Source organism: Streptomyces sp. NPDC014006, from assembly GCF_043088925.1.
GTDB lineage: Bacteria > Actinomycetota > Actinomycetes > Streptomycetales > Streptomycetaceae > Streptomyces.
This window is the reverse complement of sequence record NZ_JBICAJ010000009.1, coordinates 337,368-357,074: the sequence shown is the minus strand read 5'-3', so window position 1 is coordinate 357,074 and position 19,707 is coordinate 337,368. Positions and strand designations below refer to the sequence as shown.

Here is a 19,707-nt window from a genome sequence, read left to right as displayed (position 1 = left end):
ATCCAGGTCAGCAGCAGGTCCAGGGAGAGCAGGACACAGATGCCGGCGTCGATGCCGATCGGGAAGACGTAGGAGAAGTTGCCGAAGCCCTTCTTCAGCGCCAGTTCCCGCACGGCGGCGTAGGAACCGGCGAAGCCGATCCCCGCGATGACCAGGGCGCCCGACACGACCACACCGATCAGGATCCGGTGGACCCGGGTGAGCACCACCCGGGGCGGCCCGCCGGACGGCTCCGGTGTCCCGCTGCTCCCCGCAGCGGCGTTCGGCTCCCCCATGGCGTGACGCTCACCCGTGACGTGTCGCTTCCCCGTGGCGTGACGCTCCCCCGCCGGCACGTGGCATTCCCCCGTTCGAACCTCGGACGTGATCGGTTCTCACACTCTCATGATCGGGCGGCACGGGGCGGGGCGCCCGGCCCCGGCACGTGCCGCCGGGCCCCGTGGCGGAAGATGGGGCGGACATCGCCACGTGTGACAGGCGTAAAAAACAGACCGAGGAAGTCGGGGAAGGAGCATCGCCGATGGGTGAGACGGAGGAGGCCGCGGACCGGCGAGGGCAGCCGCCCGTGCCGCGGACACTGTGCGACGTACGGGCTCTCGCCGTGCCCGGTGCCGCGCCCGGCGTGACGTGGAAGCTCGCGGAGGCCGGGCGGCAGCTGGACGCCAACGTGGTGCATCTGCCGCCGGGCCGGAGCGTGGACACCCATGCCGAACCCGACCTGGACGTGCTGCTCCTGGTGGTCGCGGGCGAGGGCACCGTCAGCAGTGGCGGCGCCGAGCAGCACGTCGGTGAGGGGACGTTGGTGTGGCTGCCCCGGGGCAGCAGCCGCAGCCTGGCCGCGGGCAGCGGCGGGCTGCACTATCTGACGGTGCATCAGCGACGGCCGGGGCTGCAGATCGGGCGGCGCGGGCCCGGCGCGCCGTGAGCGCCGGACGATCCGTCAGCTCAGGGATTCGGGTGTGGGCCGCAGGACCAGCGTGACGAAGCCGAACGCGTCGCGGTAGCCGTGCAGCCACTCGCTCCGGTGGGTGGTGGCCGCCTGAAGTGCCTGGGCGCTGCCCGGGTCTCCGGCGTGGTCCAGGGCCCATGCGGCCAGTGAGCCGGTCCAGGACCATTCGTAGGCGTCGAGTTCGTGCCGCGTGCTGATGTGGGCGTGGACCGGAATCCAGCCGTCGGCGACGACCCGGTCGACGGTGGCCGGCAGGTCGTCCATGTCGCCGAGCATCTCGACGGCGTCGGGGCCGGGTTCACTCTCCCAGAAGCCCTCGCCGACCAGCACGCGTCCGCCGGGGGCCAGGTGCTTGCGGGCGGCGGCGAGGGTGGCGAGCAGGCCGCCGAAGGCGTGGGTGGCGCCGACGCTGATCACCAGGTCGAAGGGGTCGGGCGCGGTGAAGTCCGCTGCGTCCTGGTGGTGGAGCACGAGACGCTCGTCCACGCCGAGGACGTTGGCGCGTTCACGGGCGTGTGCCAGTGCGCGTTCGGATACGTCGACGCCCTCCGCGCGCAGCCGTGGGTGTGCGGTGAGGGCGCGCAGCATCCACTCCGCGCCACCGCAGCCGAGGTCGAGGACGCGGGCGTCGGCGCGCGGGACGGCACGGTCCAGCAGCCGCCGTACCGCTTCGTCGTCGAGCGGGGCCGCGATGGGGTGGTCCGCATGGGCGAGTCGGGAGATCTGTTCGCGATTCACCGACGGAGCGTGCCACGGCACAGGAGCGCACGCATGTGGTTTTCCCGACCCGGCCATCCGGCACCGAGCCGACGGGAACCGCCCCGGCGGGCGCGGTCCGGGCTCCCCGTACGATCACCTGGTCCCCCGTCCCGCGAGGAGTCCCGTCCGGTGAGTGTCGTCGTCCCCCCGTCCCGTTCCGTCTCCGGGCTGCTGCCCGTGCGGCCGTGGGCCCGCTGGGAGGACGGTGAGCGGCTGCACGCCCTGGTGTGGCGGGCCGGGCCCGGCCGGCGGATGATCAGCAGCGCCGTGCTCGGGGGCGGCCTCGGAGAGCGGGCCTGGGTGCTCAACGCGCAGGTGGCGCACGGTTACCGGCGCACCGACCCCGACCGCCATCTCGCCGAGCTGGCCGCGGGCGCCGGTCTTCAGGGGCCCGGTGTGGGCCTGCTGACGGCCGCCGACGTCTCCCGTTTCGGTCAGGCGCGCGACGGCGGTGTGGAGGCGGTCGTCACCGCCGGGCTGGGGGTGCGGGGCTGGGCGGCCTCCCCCGCCGAGGGCACGACCGTGCCGGCGCCCGCGGGCACGGTCAACATCGTCGTCGCGCTGCCGGTCGCGCTGACCGACGCCGCGCTGGTCAACGCGGTGGCCACCGCGACCGAGGCGAAGGTCCAGGCGCTGCTGGACGCCGGGTACGACTGCTCGGGCACGCCCACCGACGCGGTGTGCGTCGCCGCGCGCACGCCGCGCGCAGGCGAGGAGGCCCACCCATTCGCCGGCCCACGGTCACGCTGGGGCGCCCGTCTGGCCCGCGCCGTCCACTCCGCCGTACTCGACGCGGCAGGACGCTGACGCACGCGCGCACCGGCCGTCGCCCTCAGCCGGGCCGGCCTGCCCGGCGGACGCACTCCCTGCCGATTCCCGGATACAGGGCACGGCGGGGACGGTCATGCAGGCCCGCCCTGGGAGCGGACGGGGTGCATGGCCCAGCGGATGGTGCGGGTCAGGGCCTCGCCGGCCGGGCGTACCGTGAGCTCCTCGACGAAGGGCAGCCGGGGCAGCCACAGCAGGGTGCGCGCCCATGGCGGCAGCAGGGCCACGGCGTTGGCGGCGAGAGGGGCGTACAGCGGTCGGACGGCGAGCGGCAGGGGCGGCTGGAGCAGCAGGAAGCGTGCCGCTGCGCGGGCTTCGGCGGTGGCCCGCAGTTCGGGCCGGTAGGCCTCCAGTACGGCGGTCAGCTCGGCGACGTCGCGGGGCGGGGCGGGCACGCCGAGCGCCTCGGCGACGCGTGCGGTGTCGGCGACGTAGGCGTCGTACCCGTCGGCGTCCAACCGGTGGGCGCCGAAGCGCTGGTGGGCGCGGAGGAAGCTGTCGGTCTCGGCGGCGTGCACCCAGCCGAGCAGGTGGGGGTCGGCCGCGTGGTACGGCGTCCCGTCGGGTGTGGTGCCGCGGATCCTGTCGTGGATGGCGCGGACCTGGTCGACGGCCCGCTGAGCGTCGGCGGCGGTGCCGTAGGTGGTGACGGCCAGGAAGGTGCTGGTGCGCTGGAGGCGGCCCCAGGGGTCGCCGCGGAAGCCGGAGTGCGCGGCCACGGCGGCCATGGCGAGCGGGTGCAGGGACTGCAGCAGCAGGGCGCCGAGCCCGCCGATGAACATGGACGCGTCGCCGTGCACGGCGCGGATGGGGCGGTCGGGGGCGAACCAGCGCGGGCCGGGGGTGTGGTGGATGCGGGCGCGGGTGCTCGGCCCGTCCGGTCCCGCCACCCGGCGGAACAGGGCCTGCCCCAGTTGCGTGCGCATCTGCGTCAGCACGGTCACCTCCCGCGGTGCGTTCAGTCTCCGGCATGCTCCGCGGCCGGGTCCAGCCCCGAGGGGGCGCGGCCTGCCACCGGCGAGGGCGTGCCGCCGGATCGGTCCCGCCGAGCCTCAGGCCGCGCGCGCCCGTGCTCTCGTGGCCGCGGGGCGGACACGGTACGTCGTCTTGGCCGGGTCGACGAGGGGGTCGCCGAGGGTGATCCGCCCGGCGCGGTGCAGGGCGTCACAGACGTCGGTGGGCAGGGCCACGTAACCGCCGCCGGTGCCGCTGCGCCCGTCGAGCGGCCGCCAGTAGCCGTATCGGCGGCGGCCGCCCGTGTGCACGGTCAGGAAGACGGCCGTCGCGGGGTCGGAGATGATGCGCAAGAGGTCGGCGGCGGCGGTGCCGACGGGGGCGAGGGACCGGCTGCGGTGCGACAGGATCATCCCCTGCCCTTTCCACGTCGTTGATCAGTTATGCCGCATCATGCAGCACACCACTGACAACGGCGTCGGCGACCGGCCGACGCATCGGCGACTCAGTGACCGTGGCGGGGCGCTTCTTGAGGCGCGGAGGGCCCGGGAGCGGAGCCGCCCGCGTGGACGGTGAAGGCCGCGGTGCGGACCTTTCCGTCGTGCCGGAAGTCGAGGAAGAGGCGGTAGGCGCCCGCGCTCGGCGCCATGGCCGTGAAGGAGATCCGGGGGCCGGGCCGCGTCGTGCCGTCGCCGGGCTCGCCGTTCGGGTGGACGTGGAGGTAGGCGAGGTCCCCGGAGCGCAGGGCGACCAGGTGGCCGTAGGCGCCGAGGTAGGGCTGGAGGTCGCCGACCGGCTTGCCGCCGCGGGTCACGGTGAGCGTGAGGTCGCTGTCCCGGCCGGGGGTGAGCGTGCCGTCCAGGCGCACCTCGTAGCCGTCGACCCGGGCGGTGGTGCCGGTCTCGGGGAGTGTCTCCGGTTGGTACGGGCCAAAGACGGCGAGGTCGGCGCCGAGGGTGAGGGCGTTGCCGTCGGCCGGCTTGAAGTCGGCGAAGACGCGGTAGCCGCCGGCCGGCGGCAGGTCGACCGGCGTGGACCAGGTGCCGTCGGCGGCGCGCACGGGATGCAGGTGGCGGAAGACGGTGAGGTCGCGGGAAGCGACGATCAGGTGCAGTTCCTTGTCGTGCTGCGCCTGGTAGGCGGTGACATTGCGGCCCGTGGCGTCCCGGACGACGGCGAACCGCAGGTCGGCGGTGCGGCCGGCCGCCACGCGCGGTGTCTTCAGGTCGAGTGTGTAGCCATCGCGGGAGATCTCCAGGCCGCCGGGCGGTGTCTCCTCGCGGCCGCCGCCGTGCGACGCGCCGTGCCCGGTCTCCGTACCCCCGTGCCCGTTGCCGCTGCCTGCGGATCCGGCGGTGTGGCCCTCGCCGTGGACGCCGGTCCTGGCCGCCGCGGACACCGGGTCGATCGCGGTGCCCACACCGTAGGCGGTGCCGAAGGTGGCGGCGAGCGCCGCGGCGAAGACGGTGATCCGCACACCGGTGTTCATGGCCTGCTCCTGTCCCCGGCCGCCGCGCGTCGGCGGCCGACACCCTTCAACATACCCCCTGGGGGTATAAAGTCAAGGCGCGTGAACAGGTTGCCTCCAATACGGGAGGGGGGTATACATGGCGTCGTTGACCAATACCCCCCTGGGGTATTTCCGCCCCCCTGACGCATCAGCGCCTCCGTGAGCTGCGAGGAGCAGACATGACCACCACCACGCCCGGCGCCGCCGAGGTCGAACTCGCCATCGGCGGCATGACCTGCGCCTCGTGCGCCGCCCGCATCGAGAAGAAGCTCAACCGCATGGACGGGGTCGAGGCCACCGTCAACTACGCCACCGAGAAGGCCAAGGTCACCTTCCGCGAGGACATCGCCGTCGCCGACCTCATCGCCACGGTGGAGGCCACCGGATACACCGCCCAGGAGCCCGCCCCGCCACACACCGGCCCGGACGGCGACGCGGCGCAGGACGCACCCGACGAACTGCGGCCGCTCCGGCAGCGGTTGACCGCCGCCGTACTCCTGGCCGTCCCCGTGATCGCCCTGGCCATGGTTCCCGCCCTGCAGTTCACGTACTGGCAGTGGCTGTCGCTGACCCTGGCCGCACCCGTCGTGACGTACGCCGCCTGGCCCTTCCACAAGGCGGCCTGGACGAACGCCCGGCACGGTGCGGCCACCATGGACACGCTGATCTCGGTGGGCACGGCGGCGGCGTTCCTGTGGTCGCTGTGGGCGCTGTTCTTCGGTACCGCCGGCATGCCCGGCATGACGCACCCCTTCGCGTTCACCATCGCCCGCACCGACGGCGCCGGGAACATCTATCTGGAGGCGGCGGCCGGTGTCACGGCCTTCATCCTGGCGGGCCGTTACTTCGAGGCCCGGTCCAAGCGGAAGGCGGGCGCGGCACTCAAGGCGCTGCTGGAGCTGGGCGCCAAGGAGGTCACCGTCCTGCGCGGGGGCCGCGAAGAGCGCGTCGCAGTCGACGAGTTGAAGGTGGGCGACCGGTTCCTCGTCCGGCCCGGCGAGAAGATCGCCACCGACGGTGTCGTCGTCGAGGGGTCGTCCGCGGTGGACGCCTCCATGCTCACCGGCGAGTCCGTGCCCGTCGAGGTCGGCGCCGGGGACGCGGTCAGCGGGGCCACGCTGAACGCGGGCGGACGGCTCGTCGTCGAGGCGACGCGCATCGGCGCCGACACCCAGCTCGCCCGTATGGCCAGGCTGGTGGAGGACGCGCAGAACGGCAAGGCCGCCGCCCAGCGGCTCGCCGACCGGGTGTCCGCCGTGTTCGTGCCCGTCGTGATCGCCCTGGCGCTCGGCACGCTCGGCTTCTGGCTCGGCAACGGCGCCGAACTGAGCACCGCGTTCACCGCCGCGGTCGCCGTCCTCATCATCGCCTGCCCCTGCGCCCTGGGCCTGGCCACACCGACCGCGCTGATGGTCGGCACCGGGCGCGGCGCCCAGCTCGGCATCCTCATCAAGGGGCCGGAGGTGCTGGAGACCACCCGCAAGGTCGACACCATCGTGCTGGACAAGACCGGCACCGTCACCACCGGCCGGATGACCCTGCTCGCCGTACACACCGCCGACGGAACCGAGGAGTCGGACGTCCTGCGCCTGGCCGGCGCGCTGGAACACGCCTCCGAACACCCCATCGCCCAGGCCGTGGCGGCCGGTGCTGCCGCCCGGGTCGGCACCCTGCCGCCGCCGGAGGACTTCGCAGCCGTCCCCGGTCTCGGCGTCCAGGGGCTGGTCGAGGGGCGCGCCGTCCTCGTCGGCCGCGAGCAGCTGCTCGGCGCGTGGGCCATGTCCCTCCCCGACGATCTGCGGCGCGCCAAGGCCGAGGCGGAGGCCACGGGCCGTACCGCGATCGCGGTCGCCTGGGACGGCGAGGCCCGCGCGGTCCTCGAGGTCGCCGACGCCGTCAAGGACAGCAGCCCCGAGGCGATCCGGCGGCTGCGCTCCCTGGGACTGACCCCGATGCTGCTCACCGGCGACAACAAGACGGTCGCCGCGGCCGTCGCCGCGGAGGTCGGGATCGATCCCGAGCACGTGATCGCCGAGGTGCTGCCGCAGGACAAGGTCGACGTGGTCAAGCGCCTGCAGGGCGAGGGGCGTTCGGTGGCCATGGTCGGTGACGGGGTCAACGACGCCGCCGCGCTCGCCCAGGCCGACCTGGGGCTCGCCATGGGCACCGGCACCGACGCCGCGATCGAGGCCGGCGACCTCACGCTGGTGCGGGGCGACCTCAGGGTCGCGGCGGACGCCATCCGGCTGTCGCGCCGGACGCTCGGCACCATCCGGTCCAACCTGTTCTGGGCCTTCGCCTACAACGTGGCCGCCCTGCCGCTGGCCGCGGCGGGCCTGCTCAACCCGATGATCGCGGGCGCGGCCATGGCCTTCTCGTCGGTCTTCGTGGTCGGCAACAGCCTGCGCCTGCGCGGTTTCCGGCCCGCCGACCGCTGAGGACACCGTCCTTGTCCAAAGGCCCGGGCGGCAGACCCGCCCGGGCCCGAGACGTGCCCGCCGAGCGGTGGGTCAGGACGCCGCCGCCACCGGCTGCCGTGCGGGTGCGGGGGCGGTCAGCCGGCCCGAGCGTGCGAGCAGGGCGACACATCCGGCGCACAGCGCGCCCGTCGCCGCGAGCGCCCACCAGGTCAGCTCCGGGTGGCCCCAGCGGGCGGCCACGTCCCAGACGGCGCCGGTGGCCAGGGCGCACAGGACCACGTGGGTCAGGAGCGTCAGCACCAGACCCACGAGGAGGGCGAGCACCGGCCCGCGCACGGGCGTGCGGCCGGCGGTTTCCTGCGGCATGCGAGTGATCGTAGGAGTTTGATCCCGGTTCGGCAGGTTTCGCCCCCGTACGAGCGAATGGCGGCCACCGATCCGCCGATGGCGTGGCGCGTCACCCGCACGGAAGGACGGGGAGAGCGCCCTTCATGTACCCCAGGGGGGTATACTAGAGGTGTCGGAACGGGGACGGGTTCCGGTCGCGATGCCGCCAGAAGCCGACCCACGCACGCATCCATCGATGGGATTCAAGATGACCGAGAAGACGAACTCCGGCTCCTGCTGCGGCTCCTGCGGGACCGGCGCCGCGACGGATGTGCAGGCCCCGGGTGGGGTCACCGCCGTCTACAAGGTCTCCGGCATGACCTGCGGGCACTGCGAGGGGGCCGTCTCCGAGGAGATCTCGGCCCTGGACGGCGTCACCGCGGTCACCGCCGTCGCCGAGACCGGGGAGGTCACCGTCACCTCCGCCGCCACGCTGGACGACGCGGCGGTCCGCGCCGCCGTGGACGAGGCCGGGTACGAGCTCGTCGGCAAGCTCTGAGGCCGGCGGGCTCCGGTCGAGATCCCGCAACAAGGGTGCTTTGCCGAGGAAGGCCCCTGCGGCCGCAAAGAGCCGCCCGCCGCATCTGTGTGCGCGGCGGGCGGCCGGGAGCCGGGGTGCCCGCCACGACGTCGGCGGGCACCGCTCCGCTTCAGGTTCAGTGCCAGTACTTCATGTCCGTACCTCCTCCCCCGCTGCTCGTGGGCGCAGCGTGACCTGGAAGCGGTCGAGACCGCGCAGGGTCAGGTTGCGCCGGTGGCTCGGTTCCGCGACCGCCCGCGCCTCGGGGTACCGCCCGGCCAGGGTGGCGAGGACCGACCCGGTGAGCCGGATGGCCATCGACGCGCCCAGGCAGGCGTGGGCCCCGCGCCCGAACCCGAGGTGCGGGTTCGGGGTGCGGTCGAGTCGCAGCTCGGTGGGGTGGGCGAAGCGGAGCGGGTCATGGTTGGCCGCTCCCAGCAGCAGCGTGACCGGGTCGCCCGCCCGGATGGTGACACCGCCGAGGTCGGTGTCCTCGACACAGACGCGGGCGTCCGCCTGGACGGGCGCGTCGTAGCGCACGAGTTCGTCGACGGCGGCGGCGAGCGGCGCCGCGCGGAGCGCGTCCAGGGCGCCGGGTGTGGTGAGCAGCGCGGCCGCCGCGTTGCCGAGGAGCCGTGAGGCGGATTCGTAGCCGGCGTGCAGCACGGCGCGCAGGCTGTTGCGCAGGGTGGTCTCCTCGACGCCGGACGACTCCGCGTGCTCGGCGACGTGGGCGATCAGCCCCTGCTTGGGGGGATCGGTGAGCCAGCCGCCGGCATAGGCGGCGAGTTCGGCGCGGGCCGCGACGGCCGGCTCGTTCTTCTCGGGCCACAGGCCGGCGTCCATGCCGTCGACGACGGTTCGCGACATCGGCACGAACCAGTCGAGATCGGGGGCCGGGACGCCGAGGAAGGCGGTGATGAAGCGCAGCGCCAGCGGTTCGGCGAGGTCCCCGACGAAGTCGAAGGAGGGCCGGGTCGCGAGGTCGGCGAACAGCGTGCGCACCTCGCTCTCCAGCCGCTCGTGCAGGGCGTGGCGGTCCTGGGCCCGGAAGCCGTCGAGGAGCAGGTGCCGGATGGCGGTGTGCTCCGGCGGGTCGAGCGTCTGCACGCTGAGCAGCGGGGCCGGGATCTCCTCGCCGGCCCTGCGCCAGTCGGAGGCGAAGCGGGCGCTGTCGGTGAGGACGGCGAGGCAGTCGGCGTGCCGGGTCAGCACCCAGGAACCGAGCAGTTCGTGCCAGAAGACGGGCGCGGTCTCCCGCAGCCCTGCGTAGGCGGGGTAGGGGTCGCGGAGCACCTCGGGCCGGGCCAGATCCAGCAGCGGATCCCCGGCGATCGCCTGTACGGCGCCCTGTTCCACGAACGTCTCCCCCCGCACACAAGCCCTGGTGGGGCCGCAGATGCTTCTGGCGAAACCGCTTCCGACACCCAAATCGCCGGTAGGCAACGGGGGTTGACGGATACTTCTTTCGATCCGAACGCCGGTGACGCTACCACGCGACCCGGTCGGCTGGTATGACTACCTGCCTCGGATCTTCCACAAACATCACGGGGAGCAGCGGATGCCCGAGCAGAGCCCGACGATCGTCCACGACGTGCCGGTCAACGTCGCTCAACAGCCCGATCCCTACCCGCTGTTCGAGCGGATCCGCGAGCACGGGGCGGTGCAGCGGGTACGGCTGAATCCGACCCTTGAGGTCTGGATGATCACGGGGTACGACGAGGCCGTGTCCGCGCTCACCGACCCACGGTTGAGCAGCAGTCCCGTCGCCGTACGGGGCCTTCACGAGGAGATGGCCGAGCAGCAGCGCACCAACGTCCTGATGTCCAGCATGGTGATCGCCGACGGCGACACGCATCTGCGCCTGCGCAACCTGGTCTCCAAGGCGTTCACCGCGCGCCGGGTGCAGGAACTCGCGCCGCGGGTGCAGGAGCACACCGACGCCTTCCTGGACGCGTTCGCGGCGCGCGGATCGGCGGACCTGGTAGAGGAGTTCGCGCTGCCGCTGCCCATGGCCGTCCTGAGCGACCTCATCGGCATCCCGGCCGAGGGACAGCCGGATTTCGCCAAACTGGCCGTGGGTCTCATCATGCCGCCCAACACCCCGGAGCGGCTCGCCAAGGGGGCCAGGGCCCGGGCCGCGCTCGTGGAGTTCTTCCAGCCGCTGATCGAGCGGCGCAAGGCCGAGCCGCGCGACGACCTGCTGAGCGCACTGTGCGCGGCGCAAGCCCAGGAACGCATCAGCGACCGTGAACTGACGGCGATGACCATCCTGTTGACGCTCGCCGGACACGAGACCACCGCGAGCCTCATCGCCAACGGCGTGCACGCGCTGCTGCGCCACCCCGACCAGCTCGCCGCCCTGCGCTCGGACCCGGAGCTGCTTCCCGGCGCCATCGAGGAACTCCTGCGCTACGAGGGCCCGGTGAGCCGTGGTGTCGCGCGCTTCACCGTCGAGGACTTCGAGATCGCCGGGGTGACCATCCCGGCCGGTGAGATGATCATCGTCGGGCTGGCCGCGGCCAACCGCGACCCGGCCCGCTTCGAGCGGCCCGACATCCTCGACTTCGCCCGCCGCGAGGTGCCCCAGCAGCTCGCCTTCGGGCACGGCGCGCACTTCTGCCTCGGGGCGCCGCTCGCCCGCATGGAGGCCAGGATCGCCATCGGCACGCTGCTGCGCCGCTTCCCGGACCTGACGCTCGCCACGCCGGACGAGACGCTGTCGCGCCGCGAGGGCATCCTGCGCGGTATGGCGACACTGCCGGTCACGTTCACCCCGCAGCACACGTGAGCCTGACGAAGGGACTCCTCATGGCATCGGCCTCCCCCGCGGCGGAGTTCGACGACATCGCCCCGGTGTACGACGCCTCGCGCGGCGGCACCGACCGGGCCGCCGGTTTCGCCGAGCAGCTGGCCCCGCTGCTCGATCCGTCGCATCCGGTGCTCGACGTGGGCGTGGGCACCGGCATCGTGGCCGAGCAGCTGACGGCCCGCGGCCACACGGTGGTGGGTGTCGACCTTTCCCCCGGCATGCTGGCACTGGCCCGGCAGCGGCTCGGCGACCGGGTGGCGGTGGGCGACGCGTGCCGGCTCCCCGTGCGTACGGCCTCGGTGGCGCAGGCCGTGTCCACCTGGCTGCTGCACACCGGACCCGACCGGACGTCGGTGTTCCGTGAGATGGCACGGGTGCTGCGGCCCGGCGGCCGCTATCTGGTCGTCCCGGCCCGCGGCCGGCGCCCCACGGACGACATCGGCCGGATCGTGGGCGCGCTGGAGGACCGGCTGGACCCGGAGGGGCGGCGCCAGGACGGCCCGGACCACCTTGTTCCGGTCGCTGTGGCCGAGGGGTTCGCCTACGCGGGCACGGCGAGCGAGCGGCCCACGGCGTTCGAGGTCTCCCCCCGTGCCATGGCCGAGTCGCTCACCGGTGGCCTGTTCACGGGTGCGTGGCAGGTGGCCGGGGAGGCCGGACACGCGGCGGTCGCACGGGCCCGCGAGCAGTTGCTCGCACTGCCGGACCCGGACACGCCCCGCGTGCGGCGAATGGCCGACTTCGTCATGGTCTTCACGCGGGGCTCCTGACGGCGTCCGGGGCCGGCCCGCCCGGCGGGCCCTCAGGCCCAGTGACCGGTGTGCTGCTGGGTGGCGTGCGGTACGCCCAGCAGCTCCACCGCCCGGTGCCGGGTGTGCTCGGCGGCCTTCTGCGCCTCCGCGACGACGTCGCCGCGCTCGCGCAGCAGCTCCTCGTAGATCGGGGGGTGTTCGCCTTCTTTGAGGCTGGACATCATTGCCGGTCCCTTCCGCTGTCGTGCATTCCAGATTTCCTCATGTCCGGTTGAGCCGGGCGGCGATCCCGTGGCCGATCAGCAAATAAATGATGGCGGGAAAACCATAATTGAGGACGACCCGCAGACCCTCTGTGTCCATCGTGAAAATGTCCTGTGCCCATCCGGACAACCAGTCCGCGGCCGCGTGCACGACTTCGACGAAGGCGTTGCCCTCATTGGCGTCGAGCAGGTGAAGCACGATCCACAGGATCAGCACACCGGCCGCGACGTCGGCGATCGTGCAGATACTCAGGGCCGTCCGCCGGGCGGTGACCTCGTTGCGGGCTCCACGGCCGGGCGGCGGGGGCCGGTCGTGGACGGGGTATCCGGAAAGCGGGTCGGTGCTGTTCACGGCGAATCCGATTCTGTACGGCGGCGGGCGTGGCCCATTTCCTCTTTCTTCTGCGCCCCGCATTCGCCATGGTGTTACACCGCGCCGCCATTCCCGCATATGTACAGGCTCTTCGGTCACGTGCCGCCATATCGGTATGCGAACCGCCGGCCGGGCATGTTCAGCCGGGCCGCGAACCGGCCTCGGGAGCGGCCAGGGGACCGGCGGGCCGGGTGGGGACGCTCAGTTGCGAAAAGGAGCGCGCCGCCGCCAGGAAGGCGAGGGTCGTCAGCACGAACGGCCAGGTGAAGGGGTGGCCGCCGGACGGGGCCAGCAGGGCGGCGACGGCCGGGGTCACGGCGGTCGCGGTGGCCGCACCAAGCAGCGCGTACAGCAGGGTGCGCCGGGTCGCCGCGAGGAACACCCCGCACAGCGCGAGCGCGACGAGCACCGCGCTGCACCCCGCCGTCCCGTCCGCGATGCGCCCGGCCCGGATGCCGAGGATCCAGGCGGTGAGCACTCCGGTCGCGCTGCCGGCGCAGGCGACGAGCCCGGCCACGCGGCTCACCAGGAAGAGCCCGGCGAGCAGCAGCCCACCGGCGTACCACTCGTCCAGGAAGAAGACCTGCCCCACGTTGCGCAGGAAGCCCCGCCACAACTCGGCCGGACGCAGCTGCAGGCCGGCGGCGGCTCGGGGCAGCGCGGCCAGGCCGTCGCCGTGCGGCCGGATCCGCCCGAACGCGGGCGCGGCGACGGTCACGGCGCTCGCCAGCAGGCAGTAGGGAGCGGTCAGCGGCGGCAGATGCCACACACGCAGCATCCGGACCAGCGCCGCCGTGGCGACCGTGACGACGAGCGACCCCGCCACGGCGAGCAGTACGGTGGACGGCCGGCCGGCATCGAGGAACACCGCGCAGCACAGGGCGAACAGGCAGGCGTTGAAGCCCTCCAGGCCCGCCTCCACCCGCTCACGGGCGACGCCGAACAGCTGCGCGCCGGCGGCGCCCGACGCCGCCCCGGCGAGTGCGTAGACGGCATAGCGCCAGTCGGCCACGACCAGCGCCAGGCAGAAGGCCGCGCCCGCCCAGGCGTTGCGCACGAACATCACCTGGGCGACCCCGCGCAGCGCCCGCGCCCCGACATCCGAGCCATATCCCGCCCGCCCCCACCGAACACCGCCGTACCGCTCCACTCCCCGCCCCCTCGTCAGTATCGACAGATATATTTTCCGTGTTGTGGAATTTCTTTTCCTCTATACGATACAGAAGGAGTCTTCACCAGGGCAGACGGCCGACGCAGGCCCACCGAGCGCCCCGCCGAGGCCGACGGGCCACTGGGCCCGGAGCGCGGGCTCGGCCAGGATGAGGGCCCGGACGTCTCCGTAAAGGTGGTAGCCATGAGCATCGTCGATCTCGCCGCGCTCGGCGAGTCCTTCACCCGCGATCCCTATCCGGTGTACGCCCGGTTACGGGAGCGGGGTCCCGTGCACCAGGTACGGATGCCCGAAGGGGGCACCCTGGCCTGGCTCGTGGTCGGCTACGAGGCCGGACGTGCCACGCTCGCGGACCCCAGGCTGACCAAGGACTGGAGCAAGGCCTCCCCCTCCCTGCCGATCGGCTCCGTCTCCTCCGGTGTGCACATGCTCCGGGCCGACCCGCCGGACCACACCCGGCTGCGCAAGCTGGTCGCCCGTGAGTTCACCACGCGCCGGGTGGAGGAACTCGCCCCGCTCGTCCAGAAGACCACCGACGCGCTGCTGGACCGGATGCTCACGGCTCCCGACGGGCGCGCCGACCTCGTCGAGGCCTTGTCCTTCCCGCTTCCGATCACCGTGATCTGCGAACTCCTCGGCGTGCCCGACCTGGACCGGGAGTCCTTCCGCACCTGGTCGAACGAGGCGCTCGCGGCCGTGGACCCGGAGGTCCGCAAGGCCGCCGCGGTGTCGATGGCCGGGTATCTGGCCGAGTTGGTGGAGGGCAAGCGCCGGCGTTCGGGCAGCGACCTGCTGAGCGCGCTGATCCACAGCTCGGACGAGGACGGTGACCGGCTGTCCCGCGATGAACTGATCGGCATGGCCTGGCTGTTGCTCGTCGCGGGTCACGAGACCACGGTGAACCTCATCTCGGGCGGCGTCCTCGCACTGTTGACGCACCCCGCGCAACTGGCCGCCCTGCGAGCCGACCTGACGCTGATGGACGCCGCCGTGGAGGAGATGCTGCGCTACGACGGCCCGGTGGAGACACCCACCTACCGATTCACCGTCGACCCGGTGACCATCGGCGACACGGTCGTCCCGGGAGGCGGCGAGCTGGTCCTGGTCGCCCTGGCCGACGCCAACCGCGATCCCGGCCGCTTCGCCGACCCCGGCCGTTTCGACATCTCCCGGGACGCCCGTGGCCATGTGGCGTTCGGCCACGGCATCCACTACTGCCTGGGTGCACCGCTGGCCCGGCTCGAGACCCGCATCGCGATCCGGACGCTGCTGGAACGCTGCCCCGACCTGGCCCTGGACATCCACCCCGCGGCCGTCACCTGGCGCCCGGGGATGATGATCCGCGGCCCGCAGAGCCTGCCCGTGCGGTTCACCCGGTAGGTGCCCGGCGGCCGCGTCAGCTCTCGGCGGGCGCGAGCAGGACGAAGTCCGCCTGGGACGGGTCGAGGCAGACGGCCAGTCTACCGACGCCCTCCATGTCCGCCGGGCCCATCTGCACACGGCCGCCGCCCTCGGTGACCTTGGCGATCGCGGCGTCGCAGTCGGGGACGTCGAAGACCGGGTGCCAGTAGGGCCGGCCGTTGGTCAGGACGAGATCCGCCGGGCGGAGCTGCATCAGACCGCCCTGCATGCGCTCCTCGGGCAGCCCGGCGGGCGTGATGATGGTGTACGTGCCCTCGCCGCCCGGCATCTCCATGTCGGAGTACTGCCAGCCGAAGACGGAGCCGTAGAACTCCTTCGCCGCGGCGGCGTCGGTGGTGTACAGCTCGGTCCAGGTCAGCGCTCCGGGCGCGCCGACCAGTTCGAAGCCGGTGTTCTGCCCCGGCTGCCAGACGGCGAACTGACCGCCCTGAGGGTCGGTCAACTGCGCCATCTTCCCCCACTCGCCGAGGTCGCGCGGCTTTGTCCGTACCGTGCCGCCGGCCCGCTGCACCGCCTGCATCGTGGCGTCGGCGTCGGTGACGCAGTAGTAGATCATCCAGGCCGAGCGCGCCCCCTCCTCGGTCAGCTGGCCGAGGCCGGCGACGGTCTTGCCGTCCTTGCGCAGCACCCCGCCTTCCATGTCGCCGCCCATCGGCTCGAACTCCCAGCCGAGCACGGAGCCGTAGAAGGAGGCGGCGGCCTTGATGTCCGGCGCGCCGAGGTCGATCCAGCAGGGCACGCCGGGAGCGAGATCAGTGGTGAGCACGGTCGGTTCCCTTCCGTTGGTCTTCTGCCACCCAGAGTGACACCGGCCACTGACAATCGCGCGCTGGACGGCACCGTGCGCGGACGGTGGCCGTGCCGGAGCCGCTGGGCACTGACGCGGGCCCGGGCGCAGGAGCCGGCCGCTGACAAGGGTGAGCGTCGACGCGGTCGCGCGGGGGCCGGTGGAGACGGAACCGTGCAGCGCCTCGCACCCGCCCGGCAGCGAGAAGAAAAGGAGCGGGAGGAGGAGAGCCGCCGGGGCGTCACGCCTCGCGCCGTCGGACCGAGGCTGCCCGTCCTCACATCGTCGTGGCGGCGGGCCGCCGGTTCAGTCCGCCGGATGCCCCGGCTCGATGTCCAGCGCGTCGCGCAGGCGCAGCAGCGGAGCGTCGGTGCGCCGGGCGCCCCAGCGCTCCGGCTCGAGGACGAAGCAGACGTGGTCGCCGCTGTCCAGGACGTCCCGCACGGTGCCCACGAACCAGGCCGCAGCGTCCTCGAGGACGACCGCGCCGCCGTCCTCATGGCGCCAGCGCGCCCGTGCGAACTTGTCGACGCTGTCGCCGGTCTCACCGCCGAACAGCGCGGCCAGTTCGTGCTGGTCGCGAGTGAGCAGGTGCACGGCGAGCCGGTCCGCGGCGCGGGCCACGCCGTAGGTGTGGTTGGCCTTGGACAGCCACACCGCATACCGCGCCGGCTGGATGGAGCACTGGGCGGAGAACCCGACGAGGCAGCCCGACCGCTCCTCCCCCACCGCGGCCGTGACCACGCACATCTCGGGGTTCAGCCGGTCCATGAACGCGTCGGCGCCCGCCATCTCCCATGCACTCCCGTCCCCGGCCACCGCCGGCCCCACGGCACCCTTTTGGGGGCCACCCTACGAGTGCCCGGCTCCCCCGTCACAACGCCTGGTGACGGCCCGGGGTGTGGCCGAAGGTGCGCCGGAAGACGTCGATGAAGGCGCTGGCGGACGCCCAGCCGCACCGGTGCGCCACCGTCGTCACCGGGGTGTCCTCGGCCAGCAGCACCAGGGCGTGGTGCAGGCGAACCTGGGTGCGCCACTGCGGGAACGTCATGCCGAGATGGCCGCGGAACAGACGGGAGAGCGTACGTTCACCGGCCCCGACCTCACGGCCGAGTTCGGCGAGGGTGCGGCCGTCGGACGGATCGGCGCGCACGAGCGCGCACAGCGCCCGCAGCCGGGGCTCGGCCGGCATGGGCAGGTGGAGCGGCTGCTGCGGCGCGGCCCGCACCTGGTCGAGCAGCACGGCCAGCAGGCGCCGGCGCTCCGGGCCGTCGGTGCCGTGGGCGTGCGTGCAGGCGATGATCAGCTCGCGCAACAGGGGGCTGACGCTGAGCACGGTCGGCGCGTCCAGCCCGAGCGGGTTCGCGGTGGTGGGCAGGCCCAGCAGGTGCAGTTCGAGGTCGCCGTGAGCCTGGTGGGCGTGCACGGTTCTGGCCGGAATCCAGATGGCCCGGGTGGCCGGTGCGATCCAGGACCCCGCGTCGGTGGTGACGGCCAGGACACCGCGCCCGGCGTAGGCGATCTGGTGGTCCTCGTGCCGGTGGGCGTCGATCCCGGCACCCGGGGCCAGGCGCTGGGTGCGGGTCGGCGCGACCGGCGTGTGGCGGATGTCCGTCATTGATAGGCAGATTATCGGAAGCACGACACCGGGTGCGGCATCCAGCATGAACGGATGCGCAGGAACTCGTCCATCACGCTGCTCTCCGTCGGTCACGCCTGTGTCGACGTCTACCAGGGCGCCGTGGCGTCCCTCGTCCCGTTCTTCGTCGCCGAGCGCGCCTACGGCTACGCCGCGGTCTCCGGGATCGTGCTCGCCGCTTCCCTGCTGTCGTCGGTGGCACAGCCGGTGTTCGGGCTGCTCACCGACCGCCGGCCGCTGCCCTGGCTGCTGCCATGCGGCACGCTGCTGGGCGGGCTGGGTGTGGCGCTCAGCGGACTGGGCGGCTCGTACGCCCTGACGCTGGCGTGCGTGGCGCTCTCCGGCATCGGCGTCGCCGCCTACCACCCGGAGTCCGCCCGTGTCGCCAGGATCGTCTCCCGGGGCAGTCACGGCGCGATGGCCTGGTTCTCCCTCGGCGGCAATCTGGGTTTCGCCACCGCTCCCCTCCTGGTCGCCGCCGTCGTCGCTCCGGCGGGGCTGCGCTGGACGCCCTTCCTCGCCGTACCGGCCGCCGTCGGCTGCGCGCTGTGCCTGCCCGTCCTGCGTGCCCTGGGCCGCGACGGGAACGGCGCCGCGGCTGCGGCGGCGGCGCCGTGCCCGGACGACACGGCGTCCTTCGTGAAGCTGGCGTTCGTCGTCGTGTGCCGCTCCGTCGTCTTCACCGGCCTGAGCACGTTCGTGGCCCTGCACGTCGAGCAGCGCACCCACGGCGGTACGGCGGCGGGCACGGTGGCGCTGTTCGTGCTGTACCTCGGTGGCGCGGTCGGTTCGGTGCTCGGCGGGAGCCTGGCCGGCCGCTGGGAGCGCGTGACGGTGTGCCGGTGGTCGTACCTGCTCGGCGTCGGTGCGGTCGCCGGGGTCGTCGTCGCCCGAGGCCCGGTCCTCTTCGTCTTCGTCGCGCTGACCTCGATCGCGCTGTACGTGCCGTTCTCGCTCCAGGTCACACTCGGTCAGGACTATCTGCCGAGCCGGGTCGGCACGGCGAGCGGTATCACGCTCGGGCTGACCGTCAGCGTCGGCGGACTCGTCAGCCCGCTCATCGGCGCCCTCGCCGACGCGACCTCGCTGCGCACGGCGCTGTCCCCGCTGATCCTCATGCCCGCGCTGAGCTGGCTGCTGCTGCGCACCCTGCCCGAACCGGCCGCTCTCGTCGTGCCCACTTGGAGCAGCGGCCGGGAGACGACGCCCTCCGGCGGGTAACCGTGGACGGAACTGCCGTCGAGCGTGGGGACAGCGCATGCAGACCGTCACACTGAACAACGGTGTCGAGATGCCGATCCTCGGCTTCGGCGTCTACCAGATCCCACCGGAGCAGACCGAGCAGGCCGTGAGCGACGCCCTCGCCGCGGGCTACCGGTCGCTGGACACCGCGGCCGCCTACGGCAACGAGGAGGCCGTGGGCCGGGCGATCAGGAGCAGCGGCATCCCGCGCGAGGAGCTGTTCGTCACGACCAAGCTGTGGATCTCCGACGCCGGCGAGGAGCGAGCCCGGCGCGCCTGCGAGACCTCGCTGCGCAAACTGGGCCTGGACCGCGTCGACCTGTACCTGATCCACCAGCCCTACGGTGACGTGTACGGCTCCTGGCGTGCGATGCAGCGGCTGCTGGGCGAGGGCCTGGTGCGGGCGATCGGGGTGTCCAACTTCTACCCCGACCGCCTGGTGGACCTCATCGACCACAACGAGGTCACGCCAGCGGTGAACCAGATCGAGACCCACCCGTTCTTCCAGCGCACGGCGGACCAGGACCTGATGCGTGAGCGCGGGGTGCAGATCGAGTCGTGGGGGCCGTTCGCCGAGGGCCGCAACCAGCTGTTCACCCACCCCGTGCTCACCGGTATCGCCACCGCGCACGGCAAGTCCGTCGCGCAGGTGGTGCTGCGCTGGCTGATTCAGCGCGGCGTCGTCGTGATTCCCAAGTCGGTGCGCGCCGAGCGGATGGCGGAGAACACCGACGTCTTCGACTTCGAGCTGTCCGGCGGCGAGATGGCGGCGATCGCCGCCCTGGACACCGGGGCGTCCCTGTTCTTCGACCACCGCGACCCGGCCATGGTCAGCCGGCTGGGCACCGTCACCCTGGAGTCCTGAACCGCGGGCCGGCACAGACCCCCGGGCCACCACGCCGTCTCGTCGATCGGCGGC

Annotated in this window: 22 protein-coding genes; 9 read left to right on the top strand and 13 right to left on the bottom strand. The window is 73.0% G+C overall.

The annotated features are described in order from the left end of the window. On the bottom strand, positions 1–275 hold a 275-nt coding region (locus ACF1GV_RS29670; protein ID WP_391686411.1), incomplete at its 3' end, for a DUF2637 domain-containing protein. Between the two features lie 245 nt (positions 276–520). On the opposite strand from ACF1GV_RS29670, the gene ACF1GV_RS29665 reads away from it, so the two are divergent. Then, on the top strand, positions 521–925 hold the full coding sequence (locus ACF1GV_RS29665) for an AraC family ligand binding domain-containing protein (protein WP_363268478.1): 405 nt from the start codon (positions 521–523) through the stop codon (positions 923–925). 15 nt (positions 926–940) lie between these two features. Here the strand turns inward: ACF1GV_RS29665 and ACF1GV_RS29660 are convergent, their stop codons facing one another. Further along, positions 941–1,687: an SAM-dependent methyltransferase gene (locus tag ACF1GV_RS29660; RefSeq protein ID WP_391686408.1), complete on the bottom strand. Its 747-nt coding sequence runs from the start codon at positions 1,685–1,687 to the stop codon at positions 941–943. 150 nt (positions 1,688–1,837) lie between these two features. Here ACF1GV_RS29660 and ACF1GV_RS29655 point away from each other — a divergent pair, with 150 nt between their 5' ends. Next, positions 1,838–2,515, top strand: a complete 678-nt coding sequence (locus tag ACF1GV_RS29655) for an adenosylcobinamide amidohydrolase (RefSeq protein ID WP_391686405.1) — start codon at positions 1,838–1,840, stop codon at positions 2,513–2,515. A gap of 95 nt (positions 2,516–2,610) precedes the next feature. Here ACF1GV_RS29655 and ACF1GV_RS29650 read toward each other — a convergent pair whose 3' ends face one another. From ACF1GV_RS29650 to ACF1GV_RS29640, 3 genes are all read right to left on the bottom strand, one after another. Beyond that, positions 2,611–3,462, bottom strand: coding sequence for an oxygenase MpaB family protein (locus ACF1GV_RS29650; protein WP_391686469.1), 852 nt, complete (start codon positions 3,460–3,462; stop codon positions 2,611–2,613). 126 nt (positions 3,463–3,588) lie between these two features. Beyond that, the gene (locus ACF1GV_RS29645) at positions 3,589–3,903 is read right to left on the bottom strand and encodes a hypothetical protein (protein ID WP_363268473.1); all 315 of its coding nucleotides are present in this window, start codon (positions 3,901–3,903) and stop codon (positions 3,589–3,591) included. 92 nt (positions 3,904–3,995) lie between these two features. Then, positions 3,996–4,979: a hypothetical protein gene (locus ACF1GV_RS29640; RefSeq protein WP_391686402.1), complete on the bottom strand. Its 984-nt coding sequence runs from the start codon at positions 4,977–4,979 to the stop codon at positions 3,996–3,998. Between the two features lie 200 nt (positions 4,980–5,179). Between ACF1GV_RS29640 and ACF1GV_RS29635 the strand changes: the two genes are divergently transcribed. After that, positions 5,180–7,438, top strand: coding sequence for a heavy metal translocating P-type ATPase (locus ACF1GV_RS29635; RefSeq protein WP_391686399.1), 2,259 nt, complete (start codon positions 5,180–5,182; stop codon positions 7,436–7,438). Between the two features lie 72 nt (positions 7,439–7,510). On the opposite strand, the gene ACF1GV_RS29630 is transcribed toward ACF1GV_RS29635, so the two are convergent. Next, a complete protein-coding gene (locus ACF1GV_RS29630) occupies positions 7,511–7,786 on the bottom strand; it encodes a hypothetical protein (RefSeq protein ID WP_391686396.1) in 276 nt (91 codons plus the stop codon). 229 nt (positions 7,787–8,015) lie between these two features. On the opposite strand from ACF1GV_RS29630, the gene ACF1GV_RS29625 reads away from it, so the two are divergent. Next, a complete protein-coding gene (locus ACF1GV_RS29625) occupies positions 8,016–8,306 on the top strand; it encodes a heavy-metal-associated domain-containing protein (protein WP_391686393.1) in 291 nt (96 codons plus the stop codon). Positions 8,307–8,477: 171 nt separating this feature from the next. Here ACF1GV_RS29625 and ACF1GV_RS29620 read toward each other — a convergent pair whose 3' ends face one another. Then, positions 8,478–9,686, bottom strand: a complete 1,209-nt coding sequence (locus ACF1GV_RS29620) for a cytochrome P450 (RefSeq protein WP_391686390.1) — start codon at positions 9,684–9,686, stop codon at positions 8,478–8,480. Positions 9,687–9,888: 202 nt separating this feature from the next. On the opposite strand from ACF1GV_RS29620, the gene ACF1GV_RS29615 reads away from it, so the two are divergent. Both ACF1GV_RS29615 and ACF1GV_RS29610 read left to right on the top strand, forming a co-directional pair. Next, positions 9,889–11,118 carry a cytochrome P450 gene (locus tag ACF1GV_RS29615; RefSeq protein WP_391686388.1) on the top strand — a complete coding sequence of 410 codons (1,230 nt, stop codon included), beginning with the start codon at positions 9,889–9,891 and terminating at the stop codon, positions 11,116–11,118. 20 nt (positions 11,119–11,138) lie between these two features. Next, positions 11,139–11,909, top strand: coding sequence for a class I SAM-dependent methyltransferase (locus ACF1GV_RS29610; RefSeq protein WP_391686385.1), 771 nt, complete (start codon positions 11,139–11,141; stop codon positions 11,907–11,909). A gap of 32 nt (positions 11,910–11,941) precedes the next feature. Here the strand turns inward: ACF1GV_RS29610 and ACF1GV_RS29605 are convergent, their stop codons facing one another. The 3 genes from ACF1GV_RS29605 to ACF1GV_RS29595 form a co-directional block, all read right to left on the bottom strand. Beyond that, complete coding sequence (locus tag ACF1GV_RS29605; RefSeq protein WP_391686382.1) at positions 11,942–12,115, bottom strand: hypothetical protein; 174 nt, start codon at positions 12,113–12,115, stop codon at positions 11,942–11,944. 37 nt (positions 12,116–12,152) lie between these two features. Beyond that, the gene (locus ACF1GV_RS29600; RefSeq protein WP_391686379.1) at positions 12,153–12,506 is read right to left on the bottom strand and encodes a hypothetical protein; all 354 of its coding nucleotides are present in this window, start codon (positions 12,504–12,506) and stop codon (positions 12,153–12,155) included. A 160-nt stretch (positions 12,507–12,666) separates the two neighbouring features. Then, positions 12,667–13,677, bottom strand: coding sequence for an urea transporter (locus ACF1GV_RS29595; RefSeq protein WP_391686376.1), 1,011 nt, complete (start codon positions 13,675–13,677; stop codon positions 12,667–12,669). Between the two features lie 204 nt (positions 13,678–13,881). On the opposite strand from ACF1GV_RS29595, the gene ACF1GV_RS29590 reads away from it, so the two are divergent. Continuing rightward, positions 13,882–15,078, top strand: a complete 1,197-nt coding sequence (locus ACF1GV_RS29590) for a cytochrome P450 (RefSeq protein WP_391686373.1) — start codon at positions 13,882–13,884, stop codon at positions 15,076–15,078. 16 nt (positions 15,079–15,094) lie between these two features. On the opposite strand, the gene ACF1GV_RS29585 is transcribed toward ACF1GV_RS29590, so the two are convergent. The 3 genes from ACF1GV_RS29585 to ACF1GV_RS29575 all read right to left on the bottom strand — a co-directional run bounded on the left by ACF1GV_RS29585 (position 15,095) and on the right by ACF1GV_RS29575 (position 17,525). Further along, positions 15,095–15,886, bottom strand: coding sequence for a VOC family protein (locus ACF1GV_RS29585; RefSeq protein WP_391686370.1), 792 nt, complete (start codon positions 15,884–15,886; stop codon positions 15,095–15,097). A gap of 327 nt (positions 15,887–16,213) precedes the next feature. After that, complete coding sequence (locus ACF1GV_RS29580; protein WP_363268457.1) at positions 16,214–16,699, bottom strand: flavin reductase family protein; 486 nt, start codon at positions 16,697–16,699, stop codon at positions 16,214–16,216. 82 nt (positions 16,700–16,781) lie between these two features. Continuing rightward, positions 16,782–17,525: an AraC family transcriptional regulator gene (locus ACF1GV_RS29575; RefSeq protein ID WP_391686367.1), complete on the bottom strand. Its 744-nt coding sequence runs from the start codon at positions 17,523–17,525 to the stop codon at positions 16,782–16,784. A gap of 54 nt (positions 17,526–17,579) precedes the next feature. Between ACF1GV_RS29575 and ACF1GV_RS29570 the strand changes: the two genes are divergently transcribed. Both ACF1GV_RS29570 and ACF1GV_RS29565 read left to right on the top strand, forming a co-directional pair. After that, the gene (locus ACF1GV_RS29570) at positions 17,580–18,767 is read left to right on the top strand and encodes an MFS transporter (protein WP_391686365.1); all 1,188 of its coding nucleotides are present in this window, start codon (positions 17,580–17,582) and stop codon (positions 18,765–18,767) included. 37 nt (positions 18,768–18,804) lie between these two features. After that, entirely contained in the window at positions 18,805–19,653 is an 849-nt protein-coding gene (locus tag ACF1GV_RS29565; protein WP_391686362.1) for an aldo/keto reductase, read from the top strand. Positions 19,654–19,707 lie beyond the last annotated feature (54 nt).